The 22,428-nt window shown below is 55.7% G+C and carries 19 protein-coding genes; 6 read left to right on the top strand and 13 right to left on the bottom strand.

The features are described 5' to 3' along the window. The first annotated feature begins 20 nt into the window (after positions 1-20). Both recJ and AC0IXA_RS11590 read left to right on the top strand, forming a co-directional pair. A complete protein-coding gene (recJ, locus tag AC0IXA_RS11595) occupies positions 21-1,730 on the top strand; it encodes a single-stranded-DNA-specific exonuclease RecJ (RefSeq protein WP_016771527.1) in 1,710 nt (569 codons plus the stop codon). Between the two features lie 266 nt (positions 1,731-1,996). Further along, positions 1,997-3,103, top strand: coding sequence for an NADH:flavin oxidoreductase/NADH oxidase (locus AC0IXA_RS11590; protein ID WP_471813113.1), 1,107 nt, complete (start codon positions 1,997-1,999; stop codon positions 3,101-3,103). 178 nt (positions 3,104-3,281) lie between these two features. Here the strand turns inward: AC0IXA_RS11590 and AC0IXA_RS11585 are convergent, their stop codons facing one another. After that, the gene (locus AC0IXA_RS11585) at positions 3,282-4,910 is read right to left on the bottom strand and encodes a glucan biosynthesis protein D (protein WP_110646996.1); all 1,629 of its coding nucleotides are present in this window, start codon (positions 4,908-4,910) and stop codon (positions 3,282-3,284) included. 403 nt (positions 4,911-5,313) lie between these two features. Between AC0IXA_RS11585 and AC0IXA_RS11580 the strand changes: the two genes are divergently transcribed. From AC0IXA_RS11580 to AC0IXA_RS11570, 3 genes are all read left to right on the top strand, one after another. Beyond that, positions 5,314-5,499, top strand: coding sequence for a hypothetical protein (locus tag AC0IXA_RS11580; RefSeq protein WP_016771524.1), 186 nt, complete (start codon positions 5,314-5,316; stop codon positions 5,497-5,499). A gap of 303 nt (positions 5,500-5,802) precedes the next feature. Beyond that, entirely contained in the window at positions 5,803-6,384 is a 582-nt protein-coding gene (locus AC0IXA_RS11575) for a ComF family protein (RefSeq protein WP_471813111.1), read from the top strand. A gap of 5 nt (positions 6,385-6,389) precedes the next feature. Continuing rightward, positions 6,390-6,947 carry a hypothetical protein gene (locus AC0IXA_RS11570; protein WP_471813109.1) on the top strand — a complete coding sequence of 186 codons (558 nt, stop codon included), beginning with the start codon at positions 6,390-6,392 and terminating at the stop codon, positions 6,945-6,947. 172 nt (positions 6,948-7,119) lie between these two features. Here the strand turns inward: AC0IXA_RS11570 and AC0IXA_RS11565 are convergent, their stop codons facing one another. From AC0IXA_RS11565 to ydcS, 5 genes are all read right to left on the bottom strand, one after another. Beyond that, on the bottom strand, positions 7,120-8,544 hold the full coding sequence (locus AC0IXA_RS11565; RefSeq protein WP_471813107.1) for a gamma-aminobutyraldehyde dehydrogenase: 1,425 nt from the start codon (positions 8,542-8,544) through the stop codon (positions 7,120-7,122). A gap of 160 nt (positions 8,545-8,704) precedes the next feature. Further along, positions 8,705-9,529, bottom strand: coding sequence for an ABC transporter permease (locus AC0IXA_RS11560; protein WP_136492015.1), 825 nt, complete (start codon positions 9,527-9,529; stop codon positions 8,705-8,707). Further along, positions 9,519-10,439, bottom strand: a complete 921-nt coding sequence (locus tag AC0IXA_RS11555; RefSeq protein ID WP_471813279.1) for an ABC transporter permease — start codon at positions 10,437-10,439, stop codon at positions 9,519-9,521. Before AC0IXA_RS11555 ends, AC0IXA_RS11560 begins: the two co-directional genes overlap by 11 nt. A gap of 16 nt (positions 10,440-10,455) precedes the next feature. Next, positions 10,456-11,493 carry an ABC transporter ATP-binding protein gene (locus AC0IXA_RS11550; protein ID WP_471813105.1) on the bottom strand — a complete coding sequence of 346 codons (1,038 nt, stop codon included), beginning with the start codon at positions 11,491-11,493 and terminating at the stop codon, positions 10,456-10,458. 147 nt (positions 11,494-11,640) lie between these two features. Next, the gene (gene ydcS, locus AC0IXA_RS11545; protein ID WP_471813103.1) at positions 11,641-12,792 is read right to left on the bottom strand and encodes a putative ABC transporter substrate-binding protein YdcS; all 1,152 of its coding nucleotides are present in this window, start codon (positions 12,790-12,792) and stop codon (positions 11,641-11,643) included. A 294-nt stretch (positions 12,793-13,086) separates the two neighbouring features. On the opposite strand from ydcS, the gene AC0IXA_RS11540 reads away from it, so the two are divergent. Beyond that, the gene (locus AC0IXA_RS11540) at positions 13,087-13,809 is read left to right on the top strand and encodes a tellurite resistance TerB family protein (protein WP_341639163.1); all 723 of its coding nucleotides are present in this window, start codon (positions 13,087-13,089) and stop codon (positions 13,807-13,809) included. Between the two features lie 183 nt (positions 13,810-13,992). Here AC0IXA_RS11540 and AC0IXA_RS11535 read toward each other — a convergent pair whose 3' ends face one another. The 7 genes from AC0IXA_RS11535 to AC0IXA_RS11505 all read right to left on the bottom strand — a co-directional run. Further along, positions 13,993-14,463, bottom strand: a complete 471-nt coding sequence (locus AC0IXA_RS11535) for a hypothetical protein (RefSeq protein ID WP_341639164.1) — start codon at positions 14,461-14,463, stop codon at positions 13,993-13,995. Between the two features lie 11 nt (positions 14,464-14,474). Further along, positions 14,475-14,849: a hypothetical protein gene (locus AC0IXA_RS11530; RefSeq protein WP_471813101.1), complete on the bottom strand. Its 375-nt coding sequence runs from the start codon at positions 14,847-14,849 to the stop codon at positions 14,475-14,477. A gap of 189 nt (positions 14,850-15,038) precedes the next feature. Next, the gene (locus AC0IXA_RS11525) at positions 15,039-15,509 is read right to left on the bottom strand and encodes a hypothetical protein (protein ID WP_341639166.1); all 471 of its coding nucleotides are present in this window, start codon (positions 15,507-15,509) and stop codon (positions 15,039-15,041) included. 289 nt (positions 15,510-15,798) lie between these two features. After that, positions 15,799-16,062: a hypothetical protein gene (locus tag AC0IXA_RS11520; protein WP_341639167.1), complete on the bottom strand. Its 264-nt coding sequence runs from the start codon at positions 16,060-16,062 to the stop codon at positions 15,799-15,801. Positions 16,063-16,552: 490 nt separating this feature from the next. Next, the gene (locus AC0IXA_RS11515) at positions 16,553-16,978 is read right to left on the bottom strand and encodes an SMI1/KNR4 family protein (protein ID WP_341639168.1); all 426 of its coding nucleotides are present in this window, start codon (positions 16,976-16,978) and stop codon (positions 16,553-16,555) included. A gap of 15 nt (positions 16,979-16,993) precedes the next feature. Continuing rightward, positions 16,994-21,847: an RHS repeat-associated core domain-containing protein gene (locus tag AC0IXA_RS11510; protein ID WP_471813099.1), complete on the bottom strand. Its 4,854-nt coding sequence runs from the start codon at positions 21,845-21,847 to the stop codon at positions 16,994-16,996. Then, positions 21,844-22,428: DUF4123 domain-containing protein (locus AC0IXA_RS11505; RefSeq protein ID WP_471813097.1), on the bottom strand; the 585-nt coding region annotated here is incomplete at its 5' end. The genes AC0IXA_RS11505 and AC0IXA_RS11510, both read right to left, overlap by 4 nt.

Raw genomic sequence — 22,428 nt, 5'->3', positions numbered from 1 at the left:
AGAGAAGCCTCCGTCGCCCCATGCGTATCGAACCTCGTCAATTGCCTGCCACGCTGCCTTTCCTCGGTGATCTGCCGCCACTGCTGACCCGCCTGTACGCGGCGCGGGGCGTGCAGTCGGAGGCGGAGCTGGACAAAAGTCTGGCGCGCTTGATCCCGTTCCAGCAGCTCAAAGGCATCGATGCGGCGGTTGACCTGCTGGTGACGGCATTGGAGCAACGCCAGCGCATTTTGATCGTCGGCGACTTCGATGCGGACGGCGCCACCGCCAGCACCGTCGGTGTGCTCGGCCTGCGCCTGCTGGGCGCTGCGCATGTCGATTATCTGGTGCCGAACCGTTTCGAATACGGCTATGGCCTGACGCCGGAAATCGTCGAAGTCGCGCTGACCCGTGAACCGCAACTATTGATCACCGTCGATAACGGCATCTCCAGCGTCGAAGGCGTCGCGGCGGCCAAGCGCGCCGGACTGAAGGTTTTGATCACCGACCACCACTTGCCCGGCGATGAACTGCCGCAGGCCGATGCGCTGGTCAATCCGAACCAGCCGGGCTGCGAGTTTCCGAGCAAAGCGCTGGCCGGCGTCGGGGTGATTTTTTATGTGTTGATGGCCTTGCGCGCACGCCTGCGCAGCCTTGGCTGGTACGAGAGCAAACCGCAACCGAACATCGGCGAACTGCTCGATCTGGTGGCGCTGGGCAGCGTCGCCGACGTGGTGCCGCTGGATGCCAACAACCGCATTCTCGTGCATCAAGGGCTGGAGCGGATTCGTGCCGGCCGGGCGCGGCCGGGGATCAAGGCGATTCTCGAAGTCGCCAAGCGAGAGGCTGCGCGGATCACTTCCACCGACTTGGGTTTTATTGTCGGCCCTCGCCTGAACGCCGCCGGGCGTCTGGACGACATGAGCCTGGGCATCGAATGCCTGCTCACCGCCGACGCCAATCTGGCGCGGGAAATGGCTGCGCAACTGGACGGCATGAACCAGGATCGCAAATCCATCGAGCAGGGCATGCAGCGTGAAGCGCTGGCGCAGCTCAAGGATCTGCCGGTCGAGTCGATGCCGTTCGGTCTGTGCCTGTTCGATCCGGAGTGGCATCAGGGCGTGATCGGCATCCTCGCCTCGCGGATGAAAGAGCGCTATTTCCGCCCGACCATTGCCTTCGCCGATGCCGGTGATGGTCTGCTCAAGGGCTCCGGTCGCTCGGTGCAGGGCTTCCATATTCGCGATGCGCTGAGCGTGGTCGCGGCGCAGCATCCGAACCTGATCGCCAAGTACGGTGGCCACGCGATGGCCGCTGGTCTGACCTTGCCGCAGGAGAATTTTCCGCTGTTCGCCGAGGCATTCGACGCTGAAGTACGTAGGCAACTTCGCGAAGAAGACCTCACTGGGCGAATGTTGTCGGACGGCACGCTGGCCGTCGAAGAGTTCCACCTCGAACTGGCCCGCGCCTTGCGCCACGCCGGGCCATGGGGTCAGCACTTTCCGGAGCCGCTGTTTCATGGCGTGTTCCAGTTGGTCGAGCAGCGCGTGGTTGGCGAACGGCATTTGAAAGTGGTGCTGAAAAGCGAATGTGGTTCGGTGAAGCTCGATGGCATCGCGTTTGGCATTGATCGCGATGTGTGGCCGAACCCGACGATTCAGTGGGTCGAGTTGGCCTATAAACTTGACGTTAACGAGTTTCGTGGCAACGAGACTGTGCAACTGATGATTGCTCATATCGAACCGCGTTAAGCCATTCGCGAGCAGGCTCGCTCCCACAGGTACGGTGCTGCCTTGTGGGAGCGAGCCTGCTCGCGAAAGCGTCCTTTCACACACTGAATTACTCTGAACCCTCCGTCATCTCCGGTTGTCGACTAGGCTCTAAGCACTGCTTGATTGGCCTTGTGACGTCTTGTCGAATTCTTGCCCGCGGGGGCGGGTGCTGCACCCTTTTTCTGTCACTCGTCGACTTTTCAAACAGAACCCTGGAGCCTGCCCACTGATTCGAGAGGTGCCCCATGAGTCTGCTGCTTGAACCCTTTACCCTGCGCCAACTGACCCTGCCCAACCGCATCGCCGTGTCGCCGATGTGCCAGTACTCCAGCGTCGACGGCCTGGCCAACGACTGGCATCTGGTGCACCTGGGCAGCCGCGCGGTGGGCGGTGCCGGCCTGGTTTTTACCGAAGCCACGGCGGTGACCGCCGACGGGCGCATCACCGCCGAAGACCTTGGACTGTGGAACGACGAACAGATCGAACCGCTGCAACGCATCACTCGCTTCATCACCGCTCAGGGCGCGGTCGCCGGTATTCAACTGGCCCACGCCGGGCGCAAGGCCAGCACCCACCGGCCGTGGATCGGCAAGCATGGCAGTGTCAAACCCGAGGACGGCGGCTGGACCCCGGTCGGGCCATCGCCGATTGCTTTCGACCCGCAGCACACCCAACCGAAGCAGCTGGATGAAGGGCAGATCGCCGAAGTGATCCAGGCCTTTGTCGACGCGGCCAAACGCGCGCTGAAGGCGGGTTTCAGCGTGGTCGAGGTGCATGCCGCGCATGGCTATCTGCTGCATCAGTTTCTCTCGCCGCTCAGCAATCAACGCCGCGATCAGTACGGTGGTTCGTTCGAGAATCGTATCCGTCTGGTGCTGCAAGTCACTGAAGCGGTGAGGGCGGTATGGCCGGAGGAATTGCCGGTGTTTGTCCGCGTCTCGGCGACCGACTGGGTCGAAGACGGCTGGAATCCGGACGAAACCGTGGAACTGGCGCGTCGCCTTCACACGCTGGGCGCCGATCTCATTGACGTGTCTTCAGGAGGGACTGCTGCAAACGCGGAAATCCCGGTTGGACCCGGATATCAGACGCGCTTCGCCGAGCGGGTACGCAAAGAGTCAGGCATCGCGACCGGTACTGTCGGAATGATTACCGAGCCGGCCCAGGCCGAACACATTCTGCGTACCTGTCAGGCTGATATCATTTTCCTCGCGCGCGAACTGCTGCGCGATCCGTACTGGCCGCTGCACGCCGACGATGATCTGGGCGGACGCAAAGCAGTGTGGCCCGCGCAGTATCAGCGCGCGACCCATCGGGATCAGCCCATTCATGAGTCGGATTTGCGTGATTGATTGAAGGCTGGAAAGCAAAAGCCCCGAACCAGTGATGGCCGGGGCTTTTCTATTCGGCAGAAGTTTGCGTTATCCAGGCGGGCCTCTTCGCGAGCAGGCTCGCTCCCACATTAGGAATGCGGACCCCTGTGGGAGCGAGCCTGCTCGCGAATGACGCCAGAACAGCCGCCTTAGAACCTCAAGGGTATTTACGCTTGTCCGGCGCCGGCGGGAAGTACTGGTACAACCAGGTCTCGCTCAACGTGCGGTCATTGGTGCGAATGAACAGGCGCAGTTCCACCGGCTCGACACTGTCATTGGTCGGGTACCAGTCGAACAGAATCCGATAACCCTTGATGTCATCCAGCACCAGCACGCTGAAGTCCTGCACCTTGCCGTTTGAACAGGTAATCACCGGCTCGATCCCGGTGCCCTGTGGCAGGCGCTCGAGGCCGCCACCGGTGAAGTCCACGGCAAAGCGCCGCGCCCAGACTGGCGGGTAATGCTCACCCGGCGCCCAACCCTCGGTGAAGCCGCCCATGCCCGAACGCGTTGCGTGCACCCGTGCCAGTGGCGTGCCGACCGGTGGCAGGGCGCTCCAGTACAGCTTGTACCCGTAGTTCAGCGAATCACCGGCAGCCACGGGTTTCTTCGGCGTCCAGAACGCGACGATGTTATCCAGCGTCTCGCCGGTCGTAGGAATTTCCAGCAGATCGATAGAGCCTTCGCCCCATGCGGTTGTCGGTTCTACCCACAGGCTCGGGCGCTTGCTGTACCAGTCGACAGTGTCCTGATAGTTGGCGAATTCGTGGTCGGTCTGCACCAGGCCAAAACCTTTCGGGTCCTTGTCGGCAAATGCGTTGAATTGCAGCTTTGCCGGGTTGTTCAACGGACGGCAGATCCATTCGCCATTGCCGCGCCACATGGCCAGACGGTCGGAATCGTGAATCTGCGGGTGAATGGTGTCGCACATGCGCCGTTCGTGGGTGCCGCAGCTGAACATGCTCGTCATTGGCGCCACGCCCAACTGTTCGATAGTGGTGCGTGCGTTGATGTGCGCGTCGATTTCCATGACCACGCGCTCGGCCTGGCAATCAATGTCGAAGCGATAGGCACCGGTGGCGCTCGGCGAGTCGAGCAGGGCGTAGACCACAAAACGCGTGGCGTTCTTGTCCGGAGTTTCGAACCAGAACTTGGTGAAGTCGGGAAACTCTTCGCGCTTCTTCGCGTAGGTATCAATGGCCAGGCCGCGCGCGGAGAGGCCATATTGGCCAGTAGCATCGACCGCGCGGAAATAGCTGGCGCCGAGAAACGACACCACGTCATGCCGATCCAGCTCCGGTGCCTTGAACAGTTTGAAGCCGGCAAAACCCAGATCGCCCTTGAGCTGCTGGGTGTCGACCGAAGTGTTCTCATAATTGAACAGCGCCGGGCGGAAATGCACCTCGCGCGCCATGCGCGTCTTCGGATCAACGCTGTACATGCGCACCGGTTGACGGAAACCCATGCCGACGTGGAAGAACTGCACGTCCAGCTGACCTTTGTTTTCCTTCCACAGGGAATGCTCGCCGTCGTAGCGGATCGCGTTGAAGTTCTGCGGAGTCATGGTCGCCAGGGTCGGCGGCAATACCTGTTTCGTATCCTGATAGGCATTGCCGGCGAGCTGCTTGGCCTGACGCTTCAACGCCTCGAAATCGAAGGCCTGGGCCTCGCCATCGGCGGCGCCACCATTGGCCGCCCAGGCGCGAGCGGCCAACAGACCCGACGCGGAAAGACCGGTATAGGCCGCAATGGCCATAGACGCTTTGAGCAAATTCCTGCGGTGCATAAATACAACCTGTCGTGTGCAATCCAGCGCCGTTCCTGGCACCTGTCGGATCGGAAATTACGGTTCGGTCATGCCTTCGGCCAAACGCAACGGACTATAAACAGATGCCCGCTAGCTTAATCGGTTCGATTGTCGGGCAAAAAGGCTTGTTTTCGTTACGTCATCTGGCAATGAAACAAGACATGTCTGTAATTTTTCTGACAGGGCTCTCTGATTTAGAGGGCATATCTGCTTTTTTCGATTAATTACTCTAAAAACCACTTTTCAACGCCGATTTAATTCCTATTCTATGGGCAAGACCGGATACAAGCCTTCGTGCCGGCGGGGCACACGACGCTGCTCGAAGAGGCAGGGCGATGTGAGGTTCAGCAGTTTCTTGACTCAATAGAGAAGGACATCGTCCATGGCAAAAATACAGGGCATCACCGAAATGTTGGGCATCTTCCCATGCTTGGGCGGCGGGCGCAGAAGACGTCGTCTCAATTCCGAGGAATTGAAACTGGTGGAACGTTATCGAGAGCTATCGGAAAGCGACCGGATCGCCATGCGCTATCTGGTGGATGCGATGCGGAGTGTTTCGCGGTTTTAACACTGAAGCAGGCACCCTGAAAGCGATTTGGCTTACACGGTGGACAGATAAATTAACCTTACCTGTGGCGAGGGAGTTTGCTCCCTTGCCAAAGTTTTTGGGCAGCAACCGGATGATGCCGTAGGAAATGGGAGTTTTTCAGGAAGGTCGTATCTGTAGGAAATGCCTGTTTTTGTCCAGGCATCAGCGTGACCACCCCTAGCCGGAGTTTTTTCCGTTATTTGTTTGATCTTACGCATCGCTGCAGATGCCCGGCCCTTGGTTCAGGGCTTAAGAGATTGTTACGAATAACGGAGAATTCGAATGAAAGTGTCCCTAAAGCAGATTAACGGCCCTTGGGATCAGGGCTGGGTGCTGGACAAACACATGGTAAGTAGTACCTTTCTCGGCAACGATGATCGCGGACACCCATGTTTCGATAATCAGCGTACCGAGATAGGTGAGGCGACCTACCAGCTCAAGTACCAGAAGGATTGGAACCAGGTCGGCCCACTTGCTCAAGCGGTAGCGACAAACGTGTTCCCAAAACTGGATCAGGTAGGTTTCGTAGTGCCTATGCCAGCTTCGAATATTCGTCAGCGCCAACCGGTAACCGAGGTCGCATTGGCGTTGGGACGAATCATCGGGCGACCTGTTTTCTCGGATTTGCTCCGAAAGTCGGCTACGGGGAAATCGCTCAAGGATCTGCATTCCAAAGCAGACAAGGTTGCAGCGATTGGAAACAGTTTTAGCGTCAATGACGAAATCACTACTGACGGGCGCTGGAATGTTTTGGTGGTAGATGATTTGTTTGATAGCGGCGCGTCGATGGACGCGGCCTGCGCCGTTTTACGTCAATATCCAAAGGTCGGAAAGATTTACGTAGCGGCATTAACTTGGAAATGAACGTGATGACCACCGTATTTATTGCTGGCTCTATCAACATCAAGAACCTTGATCCAAAGGTTAAAGAGCGCATCAATAATATCGTTGCGTCTGATTTTGAGGTGGTGGTGGGTGATGCGGGTGGCGCTGATAGCTCCATTCAGGAGTACCTGCTGAGTCTCGAAGCATCCAGAACAACGGTGTTCTGCAGCGGTCCGGTGCCCAGGAATAACCTTGGGCAGTGGCCCGCGAGGACCGTGGCCTCAAAACATTCCAAGGGATCGAGGGCCTTTTTCACCGAAAAAGATTTGGTCATGGCCGAAGCGGCTGATTACGGGTTGATGATCTGGGACGCAAAGAGTACCGGTACGCTCAGCAATGTGATCGAACTGTTATCCAGAAAAAAGAAGTCGCTTGTATTCGTCAACAAGGAAAAGCAATTCAAAGTGGTCGGAGATGTCAGCCAGCTCGAGGAGTTGATTGCAGTCATGTCCGATCACGCCAGGCAAAAAGCCAATGAAAAAATCAGGCTGTTCGATCGTATTTCCTTGCTGAAACACGATCAGGCAGAGCTTTTGTTTTGATGATGCTTTCCGGGGGTTTATGGCCCCTGAACTTGTTCCTGCGGGCCCAGGAAAGTGATGCATCGAGCCGGTTTCCGTTCTGGAGCCGAGGTGACACTTTCGCGAGCAGGCTCGCCCCCACAGGGAATAGAGATCAAATGTGGGAGCAAGCCTGCTCGCGTAGATTTAGATCCTAGTGCTTGAACATCACATGCCGAACCGTGGTGTAGTCCTCCAACCCGAACATGGACATGTCCTTGCCGTAGCCGGACAGTTTCTGACCGCCATGGGGCATTTCGCTGACGAGCATGAAGTGCGTATTCACCCATGTGCAGCCGTACTGCAAGCGCGCCGACAGACGATGCGCGCGTCCCACATCGGAGGTCCACACGGATGACGCCAGGCCGTAGTCCGAATCGTTGGCCCACTCCAGCGCCTGTGCTTCATTGGTAAATTTCGTCACCGAAACTACCGGCCCGAATACCTCACGGCGAACGATTTCATCATCCTGCTGCGCGTCGGCCAACACGGTTGGTTCGAAGAAGAAACCATCGCCGTCGACCGATTTGCCACCAGTGATCAGGCGAATATGCGGTTGCGCCACTGCACGCTCGACGAACCCGGCAACACGGTCGCGATGTTGCGCGGTGATCAATGGGCCGAGTTCGGTCGACGGATCGTCCTGCAAGCCGTACTTGATGCTGCTGACCGCCGCGCCGAGCTTTTCGACGAAGGCGTCGTAGATGCCTTGCTGCGCGTAGATCCGGCACGCAGCGGTGCAATCCTGCCCGGCGTTGTAGAAGCCGAACGTACGTATACCTTCCACTGCCGCGTCGATATCGGCATCGTCAAAGATGATCACCGGCGCCTTGCCGCCGAGTTCCATGTGCATGCGTTTGACGCTATCGGCGGTGCTGGAAATGATGTTGGCGCCCGTGGCGATCGAACCGGTCAGGGAAACCATGCGCACTTTCGGATGGTTCACCAGTGGACTGCCCACCGTAGGACCGCGCCCGAACACCAGATTGATTACACCCGCCGGGAAGATTTCCGACGCCAGTTCGGCCAGACGCAACGCGGTCAGCGGAGTTTGTTCCGACGGTTTGAGCACCACCGTATTACCGGCAGCCAACGCCGGAGCGATTTTCCAGGCGACCATCATCAGCGGGTAGTTCCACGGCGCGATGGACGCTATCACCCCGACCGGATCGCGGCGAATCATCGAGGTATGCCCGGGCAAGTATTCGCCAGCGGCCGAACCGCCCATGCAACGACTGGCGCCGGCGAAGAAGCGGAACACGTCGGCAATCGCCGGTATCTCGTCATTGAGCGCGGCGCTGTAGGGTTTGCCGCAGTTGTCGGATTCCAGTTTCGCCAGTTCCTCGCCGTGGGCTTCAATGGCGTCGGCGAGTTTGAGCAAAAGCAGCGAGCGGTCTTTCGGAACAGTTTGTGACCACTCGGCGAAGGCGTTGTCGGCGGCACGCACGGCGGCATCGACCTGGGCTTCGCTGGCTTCGTTGACCTCCACCAGTATTTCGCCCCGCGCAGGATTGAGCACCGGCTGCGCCGGGCCTTCGCCGTCGACCAGTTGGCCGTTGATCAAGAGTCTGGTTTGCATTTCATTGCCCTCGCTAACACTTTTGTTTTTCTGTCGAAACCGAATCCACCTGTAGGAGCCGCCGAAGGCTGCGATCTTTTGATGTTGCTTTGAAGATCAAGATCAAAAGATCGCAGCCTTCGGCAGCTCCTACGGGGATCTGGTTTCTTCAGTCATTTGGTTATTTCCCGCCACTCCCCGCCACGCTCTCGCCCCCTCGCGTCAAGTAATACGCGCCGAGAATCGGCAACATGGTCACGATCATTACCAGCATCGCCACGACATTGGTCACCGGCACATCCCGTGGGCGGCTCAACTGATTGAGCAGCCACAACGGCAACGTGCGTTCATGCCCGGCGGTAAATGTGGTGACGATGATTTCATCGAACGACAGCGCAAACGCCAGCATGCCTCCCGCGAGCAGCGCCGAGCCGAGGTTCGGCAGGATGATGTAGCGGAAGGTCTGCCAGCCGTCGGCGCCGAGATCCATCGACGCTTCGATCAAACTGTGTGAAGTGCGGCGCAGGCGAGCGATAACGTTGTTGTAGACGATCACCACGCAGAAGGTCGCATGGCCGACGATGATGGTGAACATCCCCGGCTCAATGCCCAGCGACTTGAACGTCGCCAGCAAGGCGATCCCGGTGATGATCCCCGGCAACGCGATCGGCAAAATCAGCATCAGCGATATGCCTTGCTTGCCGAAGAAATCGCGCCGGTACAACGCGGCCGAGGCGAGTGTGCCGAGCACCATGGCGATCAACGTGGCGATGGCTGCGATCTGTAATGACAGCTTGATCGCTTCCAGTACATCCGGCCGGGAAAACGCCACGCTGAACCAGTGCAGCGTGAAGCCCTTCGGCGGAAAACTGAACGCCGCGTCTTCTGTGTTGAAGGCATAGAGGAAGATGATCAGGATCGGGAAATGCAAAAACACCAGCCCGCCCCAGGCTGCGACGCGCAAACCTATAGAAGCATGCCCTTGGGATGAAGATTCAGAGCGCATCGAAAGCCCCCAGACGTTTGACGATGGCCAGGTAAATCGCAATCAGCACGATCGGCACCAGCGTAAACGCCGCCGCCATCGGCATATTGCCGATTGCTCCTTGCTGCGCGTAGACCATGCTGCCAATGAAGTAGCCCGGCGGGCCGATCAGTTGCGGCACGATAAAGTCGCCCAGGGTCAGCGAAAAAGTGAAGATCGAACCCGCCGCAATCCCCGGAATCGACAAAGGCAGGATCACCTGCATAAAGGTCTGACGCGGCTTGGCGCCGAGGTCAGCGGAGGCCTGTAATAGCGACGGCGGCAACCGCTCCAGCGAGGCCTGGATTGGCAGGATCATGAACGGCAGCCAGATGTAGACGAACACCATGAACCGCCCCAGATGCGAGGTCGACAAGGTGCTGCCACCAACTCCGGGAATCCCCAGAACCATCTGCAACAGCGGCTCCAGACCCAGGTGCTGAACGAACCATTGCGCCACGCCGCCCTTGGCCAGCAGCAGCGTCCACGCGTAAGCCTTGACGATGTAACTGGCCCACATCGGCAGCATCACCGCGATGTAGAAAAACGCCTTGGTCTTGCCCGTTGTATAGCGCGCCATGTAGTAGGCAATCGGGAACGCAACGATGGCGCTGGCGATCGAGACGGCGATCGCCATGCTCAGCGTGCGCAGGATGATGTCAAAGTTCGACGGCTGGAACAGCGCGGCAAAATTGGCCAGCGTCAGGTCCGGCGTGACTGCCATGGTGAAGTCGTCGAAGGTGTAGAAACCCTGCCACAGCAGCATCAGCAACGAGCCGAGATAGATCGCGCCGAACCACAGCAGCGGCGGCACCAGCAGCATCGACAGATACAGGTTGGGCTTGCGATAGAGCAGGTTGGAAAACCTGCGCAGCGGTGGTGACGAAGTCATCGCGAGGGCGCTCATGTCACGCCTCGCTCGCCACGTTGTCACGCAGTTCAACCATCGCTTCCCGCGCCCAGCGCGCACTCAGTCGCTGCCCGGTCTGATGTTGCGCGCTGCTGTCGAGCCATTGATTGTTGGCGTGGCTGATGCTCAGGTTCTGGCCGTTTTCCAGCTTCAGTTCATAACGCGTGGCGCTGCCCTGATACTGGATGTCGTGGAGCAGGCCGCTGACTTCGATTTCATTACTGGCGAGCGGGCCATCGGCGAAACGCACGTGTTCCGGACGGATCGAAAACGCTTGCGAATGACCGCTGATGTGCAGCGCCAGATCGCCTCGGATCACGTTCGACGTGCCGACGAATTCAGCGACGAAAGTGGTGGTCGGCTTCATGTACAGATTGCGCGGCGTGTCGACCTGTTCGATGCGGCCGTTGTTGAACACGGCGACGCGATCGGACATCGACAGCGCTTCGGTCTGATCATGGGTGACGAAGATGAAAGTGATGCCGAGCTGGCGTTGCAGCTTTTTCAGTTCGCTCTGCATCTGTTCGCGCAGTTTCAGATCCAGCGCGCCGAGCGGCTCATCGAGCAACAGCACACGCGGGCGATTGACCAGAGCGCGGGCGAGGGCGACACGCTGGCGCTGACCACCGGACAACTGCACCGGTTTACGCGCGCCGTAACCACCGAGGGCGACCATGTTCAGGGTTTCTTCGGCACGTTTGTGACGTTCGGCCTTGCCGACACCTTTGACCTTCAAACCGTAGGCGACGTTATCAAGCACGTTCATGTGCGGGAACAACGCGTAGTCCTGAAACACTGTATTGACGTCACGTTGATACGGCGGCAAACCGGCCGCTTCGGCACCGTGGATGCGGATCGATCCGGCGCTCGGTTGCTCGAAACCGGCGATCAGGCGCAGGCAAGTGGTTTTACCCGAACCCGAGGGGCCGAGCATGGAAAAGAACTCGCCGTCCTCGATGTCGATGGAAACCCGGTCAACGGCCTTCACCTCACCGAACTGCCGGGACACGTTGGTGAACTGGACTGCAAGTGGCATGGTGTGTTGCTCCCCAAAAGGCGAGGGCTGTCGCGCCTGCTCGGCCTTACTGCTGGAAAACCTGAATCTTAAGAGCTTCGCGAGCAGGCTCGCTCTCACAGGAGGAATACAATCCAATGTGGGAGCGAGCCTGCTCGCGAAGAGGGTTTAACGGCCGCCCATGATCGCAATGTAATCCTGCGTCCAGCGGCTATACGGCACGAACTTGCCGCCCTCAGCCTGCGGGGTCTTCCAGAAAGCGATCTTGTCGAACTGATCAAAACCATTGGTCTTGCAGCCCTCAGCACCGAGCAACTCGCTTTCCTTGCACGCTGCTGGCACCGCCGGCAACGAACCAAACCACGCCGCCACATCACCCTGGACCTTGGGCTTCAGCGACCAGTCCATCCACTTGTACGCGCAGTTCGGATGCTTGGCCTCAGTGTGCAGCATGGTGGTGTCGGCCCAGCCGGTGGCGCCTTCTTTCGGAATGGTCGAAGCGATCGGCTGCTTCTCGTTGATCAGGCCGTTGACCTGATACGGCCAGGCGCTCGATGCGACCACACCTTCGTTTTTGAAATCGCTCATCTGCACCGTGGTGTCGTGCCAGTAGCGGTGAATCAGCGGCTGCTGCGCGCGCAACAGATCGAGCACGGCTTTGTACTGCGCTTCGGTGAGCTGATACGGATCGTCGATGCCCAGCTCCGGCCTGGCGGTCTTCAGATACAAGGCTGCGTCGGCGATATAGATCGGTCCGTCATAAGCCTGCACACGACCCTTGTTCGGCTTGCCGTCGGGAAAATTCTGCGCGTCGAACAGCACGCTCCAACTGGTCGGCGGCGTCTTGAACACATTGGTGTTGTACATCAACACGTTCGGCCCCCATTGATACGGTGTGCCGTAAGTCTGGCTGTTGACCACGTACCACGGCGCATCCTTGAGGCGCGGGTCGAGGGTGTTCCAACTCGGGATCAACCCGGTATTGATCGGCTGCACACGCTTGCCGGCGATCAACCGCAGCGACGCATCACCGGACGCAGTGACCAGGTCATACCCGCCCTTGGCCATCAGGCTGACCATTTCATCGGAGGTCGCCGCTGTCTTGACGTTGACCTTGCAGCCGGTTTCCTTCTCGAAACCGCTGACCCAGTCGTAGGCCTTGTCGCTCTCGCCACGTTCGATGTAACCCGGCCACGCCACGATATCCAGCTGACCTTCGCCAGCGCCGACAGCCTTCAACGGCTCGGCGGCCTGCAAACTGGCGCTGGCCAGCAGCGCCGTGGTGATTGCACTGAGCAGTGCGGTCTTGTGCACGAACATGGTTGATCCCTCTTTTTCATATTATGGTCGGGGCAGTTGTGAACGCGGTGCAGCATGCCGTTGGCGGCTTGTTATCAGCGTAGTCAGAAGGCCGAAGCGGGGCGGGCGATCTCGATTACGGCGGCGGATATTGTTTCGCCCGGCTGAAGTGTAGATGGGTTTTTCCAAGGTCAGCTGCGCGCTTCAATCCAGAGCGCGAGCAACATCTCGAAGCACACTCGCGGCGCGGGTTGGGGCACTTTCGAACTAGGCTGAGGGCCTTAGATCCGGATAACCCTTGTTTGGAGACGGAACATGAACACCCGTGGATTGCTCGATCAACTGCTCAAGTCCGGGCAGGAAATGCTGCAGAACAAGACTGGCGGCGCTTCCAGCAAATCGGCTGCCAGCGGGCTGGGCGGCTTGCTCGGTGGCTCGTCTGGCTCCAGCGGCCTCGGCGGCCTGCTCTCCGGCGCGGGTGGCGGCGCATTGGCCGCAGGCGCGATGGGGCTGCTGCTCGGCAATAAAAAGGTCCGCAAGGTCGGCGGCAAAGTCGCGATCTACGGCGGCCTGGCTGCGCTGGGCGTACTGGCTTACAAGGCTTACGGCAACTACAACGCCCAAAAAGGCAGCGCACCCCAACGCGAACCGCAAACCCTCGACCGCTTGCCACCCGCTCAAGTCGAGCAGCACAGCCAGGCAATCCTCAAAGCCCTGGTCGCCGCCGCCAAAGCCGACGGCCACATCGACGAGCGCGAGCGCGAACTGATCGAAGGCGAATTCACAAAACTCGACAACGACCAGGAACTGCAACACTGGCTCCACGCCGAACTCAACAAACCCCTCGACCCCACCGACGTCGCCCGCGCGGCGAGCACGCCGGAAATGGCGGCGGAGATGTACATCGCCAGTGTGATGCTGGTGGATGAGGAGAATTTTATGGAGAAGAGCTATCTGGATGAACTGGCGCGGCAGTTAAAGCTGGAGCCGGGGTTGAAGGTGGAGTTGGAGAGGCAGGTGCGGTTGGCGGCGGTTTGAATTATGGGTTTGAGAAATCGCAGCGTTGAGTTGCGATTTTTCCGTCTGCGGGATTGAGGAAACCAGAGTTAGACAAATGAGAAAGACAAATGAGAAAGACAAATGGGGACAGATTTATTTCTCGTGATTAGAAAATAAATCTGTTCCATTTTTCTAAAAATATGTTGGGTTTCGTCGAACAATTTAGAGGTTCTCAATGTTGGTTGGGCCACCGTCATCAATGAGTTTCCTCATGCGACGATTATAGAGTTCAAGGTCCTGAGCATCATTGTTGGCTTCGATTGTTTCTCCCAGAAAAACCATGATACGTGAGATTTTCTGTTTCTCACTTTCAGTCGTGTCGCACACGAGATCAAATCCGTCTTTTGACAAGAAAGGGTATTTGTTTCTTAGGTAATAATAGCAGCCAATGTTTTCAAGCAAGTCGCTGGCGTCTTTTTTTGTCAGCTCAACCGAATTTAAGTATTCGCTAAATGCATCTTTCAATATTTCGATCGAGGTTTCTAGCGGCTCTAAATAGGTGCACAGTCCTTGCCAATTTATGATATGCAACTGGGTTCCCCAGTCAGGATCTCTTGTGAAATATTGGTCACTACCTTTGAAGTAGGCAGGGAACTGATTTTTGTTCAAAGCTATTTCAAAGTTTGTTGTCATTGAGGTTGTTCTCAGTTGTCAAGTTGGCTTGGCAAGCAAATCTGTACCCATTTTAATTTTTTATTTCGGACTGGCCAAAATCTAATTGTGTCTAGGTTGTCAATATGCGCGGTTAGCTTTTCAAGAAAAGCCTTTTCGCTGCTGAAGTTGTTGTTGGCAATCATATCTAAGAACCAAGTGGAGTCTAAAACTGTAAATATTTCAGTCCACTCTGGACTTCTAGCTTTCCATTCGGGCATGACGTTCGCGGCAAAGCCGTGGCCTTTGCCTTGGGATAAGTGAAAATAGTTGTCTTCGAATGAGTAGCCTATAATTTTCGGCCAGTTTGAACTGTGCAGAAGATTTGGCTCCATATCCTTTCTAGCAATCACATAAAAAGTTCTCATCATTCTTCAGGAGGTATCTGTGGTTTGTCGAAGTTGGCTGTGCGTGGGGTTGGGTGGATTTTTTTTTGCTCCGCTGTCACCCATTTTTAATGCGTGCTTAAACCAAGGGCTAAAGTTTTTGGTTTGTTCAACAGGGCATGTCATGTATCAGTGCACGGTGGCGTAAAAATTTAGCATTATACGCTCTGCTCAAAAAATTTCGAGATTAAGCAGGCAACCCTTCAGTTTTAACCGCTTGATCTCGTCGTCAAACTTGTATTTTGGCGATTCTTTGTTTTTTGTATCGTGCTGCTGTCTAAGGAGGCGAAATAATTTCCCTGTATTTTTCTTGCTTTGTTCATCAAGGCTTTCAATTAGGTCGTAATTAGTGGCTGACAGAAACGCGATTTTGTTTTTTAGTGTGTAGTAAGCGCTTATGTTTGAAAGCAATGCCTCTGCATCTGAATAGTCTTCTTTTAAATGTTTTGCGTAATCTTCGAATATGGTCGTTAACAGGCTTTGTGCTGCTTTTTGATTTTTTAAAACTCCACACATTTCCTGCCAGTTGCTGATGAAGAGATGGTCTCCCCAGTCGGATCCGCGGGAAAAATACTTTCCAGTCCCTTTAAAGAAGTCAGATGTTTCATGAAGTTCTAAAGCCGTCTCAAAAGTAGTCTTCATTGAGCTTTTTCCAGCCATCAAGGTTTGTCACAAAACGTTCCAATGTCAATGCTTTGATGAGCATTTTTTGAATCACGAATTTGTGGATTCGGAACCTAAGTATGCTCTAGCTTGGGAATATACCGGTGTCATTATTTTTCTAAGAACGGTTGGCTGTCATTTAGAGTTAGCAGTCCAAGTCAAAAGCATGCGACTGTGAGGGCCGCAATCGGCTGAAACGAGATACCTATCCCGAAAAAGGGCTAGAGCCTTCCCGAGAAAATAGCAAGTTCGGCTCGTCAGAAATTTTTTAGGTCGCAACTCCGCGGTCTGCGCCTGGCTTGAACATGAGAGATTCGTCTTCTTGTCTAGCTTTACAGCTCTCTACAAAAATCAGTGCTGCAGACGGATCTTTAAGAAAGAGTTCGTACGACTCTTTGCTTATTTCGTAATACTCATCATAGTCAACCAAGCGGTTGTTAACATGGATAGAAACATAATACGTTCCACTAACTGCTTCTATTCCTATGGTAAATCGCTCGTCTGTATTGATAGAAGTGTCATTGAATTTCATGATCATCCTCTTATAGAGACAGTGGTGATATTTCAAATTTTGGTGCAAGCGGGCCTTTAGCGTCGACTATTGCTTCACTGTTTCCATCTGGCAATTTTCGACCCGGAATCCATAGGTCGTTATCGCCAGCTTCATTTCCTGATGGAATTCTTGGTCCAAGTCCGCGTTCGTTTTCGATTTCACTGATCAGAAGAAGTGATAATTATTTTTCGGCTGGGGCGTTCCTTGAGCTAAGTTATAATTACGGTAGCACTGAATCGCTATGACGACAGTCTGGCCGAGTATAATCATAGTGCCGAACGCCTTTATCGAGCCATTGTTTGGGTTTCGCTTTTCAAAGCGAACATCAGCATCGTGTAGTAGCTGTGAAAAAAGAAACTTCGCTATTTCTAAATCAGGTTAAATGCACTGTGTCACTCCCAACGCCCTAGCATGATGTACGCAAAGTCGGAGAGGGGATGCGCACGGTTGTTTTCGTCCCTTTTTCTACTCACGCCCATAAACCAATAAAATCATCAAAGTTATTAGAAACTAAGTGGGTTTTACTTGAGTTTGGGTCAAAAATTTCAACCGTAATTGAGGGCGTATTGAAATTCAGGCAAACAAGGTAACCGCCCGCATCCCGTGCGATAGGGACCAATCCATTCGGAAGCCCTGGGGGTTTTCCTGCCCCTGAGTACCATGAGATGGTATACGGGGTTGCGTCGGGCGAAAATGAAAAGAACTCGCTTATGCAAGTTCCTTCGTCGTCATATGAAAATGAAGACACCTCAGGAGAGGCTTCGTCGGAATATTTAACTAAGTCCAAGTAGGACTCTGGGAAAATTACACCAAGTAGTTTTTCTACTTGGGAAATCGTATTGGCATCCACTGAGGATCCCTGTTCAATCCCGAAAGTACTCCAGTCAATCTTCATGTCAGCCCTCCGTAATTATTTCTTTCCATCCGCAAAGCCCCCTTTGTTTCCGGGGTGGAACATCTTCTGCCAAAGAGCATTCCATTGAGGACCTTTCGATTGTTCATGTTGATAGCGCCATACCAGCTGGAGTGTATCCGTTCCCGGTACGTGATGCCATGTGACCTCCTTACCAGGGCTAATGCCTTTGGTAGGTATCTTGGTGCCCTTTACACGTCTGAATCCTGGCACCATGGTTTCCATTATTTTATTAAAATCTGCATCAGTATCGGCTGACTTTAAGAGGCTTTCGTTTGCAACCTTGAAATGTTCTGCGCGGTTCGGAACTGCTAGCACATCCGGGCCAATTTTGGTCTCGTATAAAACGCTATATGCGTGGGGATCCAATGGCGTCGCCATACCGCTTAGTGCTTCATTACGGTTTGCTGCAACCGGATCCACTGCTCCGGCAGTTTTTGCCTTGCCTCCATCCGCCTCTAGGCACTCCAATCCCAACGGATCCACCCACATAGTGGGGTTAGGGACGTATTGGTAGTTGTTCAACCCTCCTGCGAGTTTGAACGGATCCGGCGTCAGAAACCGCCCAGTTCCCGGATTGTAGTAACGATGGCGGTTGTAATGGAGGCCCGTCTCCGCATCGAAGTACTGACCTTGGAACCGCAGCGGGTTGTCGATTTCACTGACATCCAATGCCGCGAGGTTGCCATAGGCACGGTACTTCGCCGACCACATGATTTCGCCGCTGTAGTCGGTGAGTTCTTGAGGGGTACCGAGGTGGTCAAGGTGGTAATAGAACGGCGTTGCCTTCAGGGGGCCTTCGCCGTCGAGCATTGCCAGAGGACGGAAACTGCCAGGTTCGTAGATATAGCTGCGATACCGGTTTTCTGCGCTTTCTGCGATCAGACGTTCGCCTTGCCATAAGAACTCGGTGGTACGGCCGTCGACCGTTTTTTCGATACGGCGGCCGAAGGCGTCGTACTTGTAGCTAGCTGTGCTTCCGCCTGGCAGGCTGACGCCGATCAGGCGATGCTGGCGGTCATAGCGGTACTCGGTGACGACTTTCTGGGCGGCGCCGCGGCGTTCGCGAATCAGATTGCCGTAGGCGTCGTAGTCGTAATGCCGGTCACCCTGCATCAACAGGCGGTTGCCTTTGACGTTGGCGAGGTTGGCGGTGCCTTCGTTGGTTTGGCCAAGCAGGTTACCCGCCGGGTCATGGGCGAAGCTTTCCGGTGTGGCGCCGCGCACGCTGATCAGACGATCGAGTGGGTCGTAGTGATAGCTGCGATTGCCTTTGCGGCTATCGTCGACGCCGGAAAGGTTGCCAATGGCGTCGTATTCATAGCGACGCTGGAACAGGTTCTTATCACGCTGACTGACGCTGTGTGCTTGCAAACGACCTTGTTCGTCGTACTGGTATTGGCTGAGCAACAGTCCTTGTTGGCGTTGTAGTTCGCGACCGGCGCTGAATTGGTGGCTGGTCAGGCGAGAACCGTTGAGGTCGATGCTGCTCAGGCGCCCACCGGACAAATGACGGTAGTCGAGCGTGCTTCCATCGGGCAGGCGACAATGGCTCAATTGGCCGACGCTGTCATATTCGTAACGTGTGGTGCCCCAGCCTTGGTGTTCAGTGATCAGGCGGTCCTGTACATCGTATTCATATGCAAGCGGCCAATGACCATCATCAATATTTACCAAGCGACCCAGTGCGTCGTAGCTGTAGTGAATCTCTTCGCTGTCGGGCAGGGTTTTGACCAGGAGGCGACCGGAGGCGTCGCGCTGGTATTCGGTGACCAGTTCGCTGCCGTCGTCGCCGAATTCGGTTTTCTTCAGCAACTGGCCTTTGAGGTCATACTCGTAGGCAGTGCGGCGACCGTCGAAGCCGATTTCTTGCTGGATCAGGCCATTTGAGTAGTAGTCGAGCTGATAGCGTTCGCCGCGCTCGTTCTCAATCTCGGTGAGGTTGAGTTGCGAGTTGTCGTAGCGGTAGCGAAGTTGGCTGCCATCCGGATTGATGCGGCGGCTGACCAAGTGCAGGTTGTCGGCGTATTCGTAGCGAGTGATACGGCCCAGCTCGTCGCGTTCGGCGGTGACTTTGCCGTAGGCGTTGTAACTGAAAGTGCGTGTCGTGCCACCGGGTAAAGTGATCTGCGCCAAGCGCTGCGCTGCGTCCCATTGATAATGGGTGATGGCGCCGCTCTCGTCTTGGCGGGTGATCAATCGGCCGAATGAATCGTAGCGGTACTTGCGCTGGCCTCCATCGGGCAGACGTTCTTCAAGCAATTGCCCAAGGCCGTTCCAGTCGAGCTGATGGCGGCTACCGTCGGGGTGGGTAATTTCCAGCAAGCGGCCTCGGCGGTCATAGCGGTAGCACGTCTCATTGCCGTCGGGGTCGGTCTGCTGGGTGATGTCGCCCTGAAGGTTCCGCTGGTATTTCCAAGTGGCCTTGCCCCGACGGACTACTCGTATGAAACCGTTGTGATACTCGTAAGTAGTCGGTTGGTCTTCAGGGGGAATGATTGCGACCAGGCGTCCGGCTTCGTTGTATCGATATTCTGTGATGGCGCCAAGAGGGTCCTTTTCAGCAATTAGCTGACCTTTTTCATCATAGGCTCTTTGTGTTTCTGCACCATCCGGACCGGTCTCGCTGACCAGTCGAGCGTTTTTATCGTGGACGTAAATCTGCTCGCTGCCGTCTGCATTAGCGACAGTAACTGTGCCTTCATCGTCCCAAACATAACGCGCATCGATCTGCGCAATATTGGACCACTGACGAGTACAACGGGCCCACTTGCCTTCGCGTTCCCACTCCCAGTGAAAGCTTGCGCCGCCGGCCAGTTGGCGCTGTTGGATTACATGCTGCTCGTCATAGTGATAGTGCTCGACTTCCCCAACGGCATTGGTGGCGCTTATCAGTTGATTACGCTCGTTGTACTTATAGCTAACCAGTGTCTTGACCGTCTGCCACGGGTCTTGGCGTTCGCCTCGTTCGTTGTACTCCTGACCTAATTGTTGGTAGTCAACGGCGACAATATGGCGATCTTCATAGCGCAGGAGCAAAGAACGTCCCGCTCCGTTATCGATGCGCTGGATGCGATCAACCAAGTCATAGCTGATGTGCAATTGGTTGTCGTAGGCATCGCTAATGGTAGTCAGGCGTCCGGCGCGGAAATGATAAAAACGTGTGTCCTCTCCGGCCTGAGCCAAGATCAATTCGCCTGGCGCATCCCCTATGAAAATCGCCGCCTCGGAAAGGCTATTGGTGATGGACGGACGCTGTTCGTTAGGTAGAGGGAACTCGGTCCGACGGTTTTCGTTGTCAGTCCACAGCACGACGTCATCGCTGATTTGTAAACTATGTGATAGCGGATGGCTCCAGCCGAAGCCTAGACGGTTGTCGATCTCTACCGCGCTGGTGCGGTAAAGACGTACCCATTCCAGCGGTAGCAGGCCGTCCAATTTTCCATCAGTGAGGGTTAGTAGTTCCTCACCGGTGACCATCGAAATGGGGTCGCCCTCGCAACGGGTTTTGGATTTGCACTGTGCCGCTTGATTAGCCGGGTTCGTGGACTGCTTAGGTGCGTCATTAACCGGTTCGTTTTTCACCAGCAGGCTTTGCGGTTCTGTTTTCTTCCGAGCAAATACCGAGGCGTTCGGCTCCTTAAGCGTGGGGGTATCAGCGGTCTTGGGAAGAGGCACAGGGCCACCACCAGTATCAGTAACACCGATGGAAAGAGGTGCCTTCTTACCTGCGTTCAGTGGAACATCCTTGGCCTTGAGCATTACAGGCTTGGAAAGCTCTGTATGGGCCGGAAGGCTATGTTTGCTGCTAGCCGACATCAACTGTTCAGCCAAACCCTCAAGGTATTTGAGTGCTCCCCCAGGCTTCATTTTGCTCAGGGCCTTGGTCCCCAACCGCACGGCAAGGCCGGCTCCGCCCGTAAGACAGATACCGATGACTACGTTGATCAGGAACTCGACGCCGATGCTTGCGATCACGTTGACGATCACCTGCGGCGGCAGCATGCCCACCCAGGCCACAATTGCCGAGATGTAGATAAACATCAGCGGTTCGTCGTTGAGTATCAACAAGGCAGAGGCAATTGCTTCTTTGGAGGTCGCGTAGAGCTTTTCGAGTTCAAGGTCTGATAAGTAGTCGCGAAGCTTTTTGGCATTCCCTATCGGATCGGCCAGAAGACCGACAAGGTTTTTCAAGTCATCCCATAAACTGAGTAGCGCCTGCTCGAAGCTATCGAGCGCTTCTTTCAGCAGAATCATCGCGCGACCCGCACGATCCGCCGCAGAGTAGGTGCTCCACTGCGCTTGGAACTTGCTCGCCCACTCGCTTCTCAACCAGCCGTCGAGATCGCTGATCACACCTTTATAAGAACCATAAAGAGCTTTGACATCGCTTTCGGAGACGTCTGGAAAAAAGGTGATGCGATAGTGTTTCCCCGGGATGCAGTTATCGATAGTTTCGATACCACTGGGGCCAATCTTTTTATTGATCGGGGCTCCTACCACGGAGTAGCCAATCATTGCTTTTTCGACCTGTTCGATGCGCACCGGGGTATCGCCGATGGGCACGTAGCGTGCGGTCTCGAATGCATGGATCAGCGTAAACTTGCCATCCTTTGGACACACGGCAAAGGTCTCGACTGCCCCTGTCCTGGTTCTACGCTGCGTAACGCTGACCTCATTGCCAACCTTGAATTTCTGGTCGACGTCCATAGCCCAGCCTGTCCAGAAACCATCCGCCCAATTTTTGTAGTCGCTCAGGCAATTATTGAAGTCTTTAAGGATCAGGTTAACGTCGGGAGCTTTGGCGTCCAGTACCTGAAGAACCAAGGTTCCCAGTGGGCTGCTAATCATGCGTTGACTTCCTTTGTCAGCTGCGCGACGAGGCGCTCTGCCATGTCTTCGGTATTCGGTTGATGTCGGACGAAGCGTTCGACTTTGCGGCGCAGGTTGTTTTCAGGAAATGCGAAATACAGCTCAGGACAGTCTTCACCCAGCCACTGCATCAGGTTGTCGATGACAGTGTTTAGGTCGCCCTCGGCAAGCTGTTTGAGTAGCTTCTCGGGCACCTCCCACCACGGCCAGTCCCGCACCTTCGGCAAAACCCGTGTCCCAACCTCCAGCGTTTGCCCATTAATCAGATACCGCTCAAACACCGGCAGTACTTCCCCAGCCTTCTCCCCAAGCCCCTTCAAAATCGGGTAGATGTGCCGCCCATCCCAGAAGCGGAAAAACACCTCCGTCCCGTCAGGCATCTTCACCTGTGTCAGGCTGCGCAGGTGCTCGAACACGTCGTTCGGTTCGGCGCGTGAGACGGCCAGCCAGCCCCAGTCGAGGACGTCGGTTTCGGCGATCCAGGGCAGGAGTGCCGAGTTCGGTTTGAGTTCGGTGACGTAGGGCATCACCGGTTGCCAAGTGGAGTAGGGTGTGCCGCC

The sequence above is a fragment of the Pseudomonas sp. AC083 genome (assembly GCF_979253165.1).
This window is presented reverse-complemented; position numbering and strand designations above follow the sequence as displayed.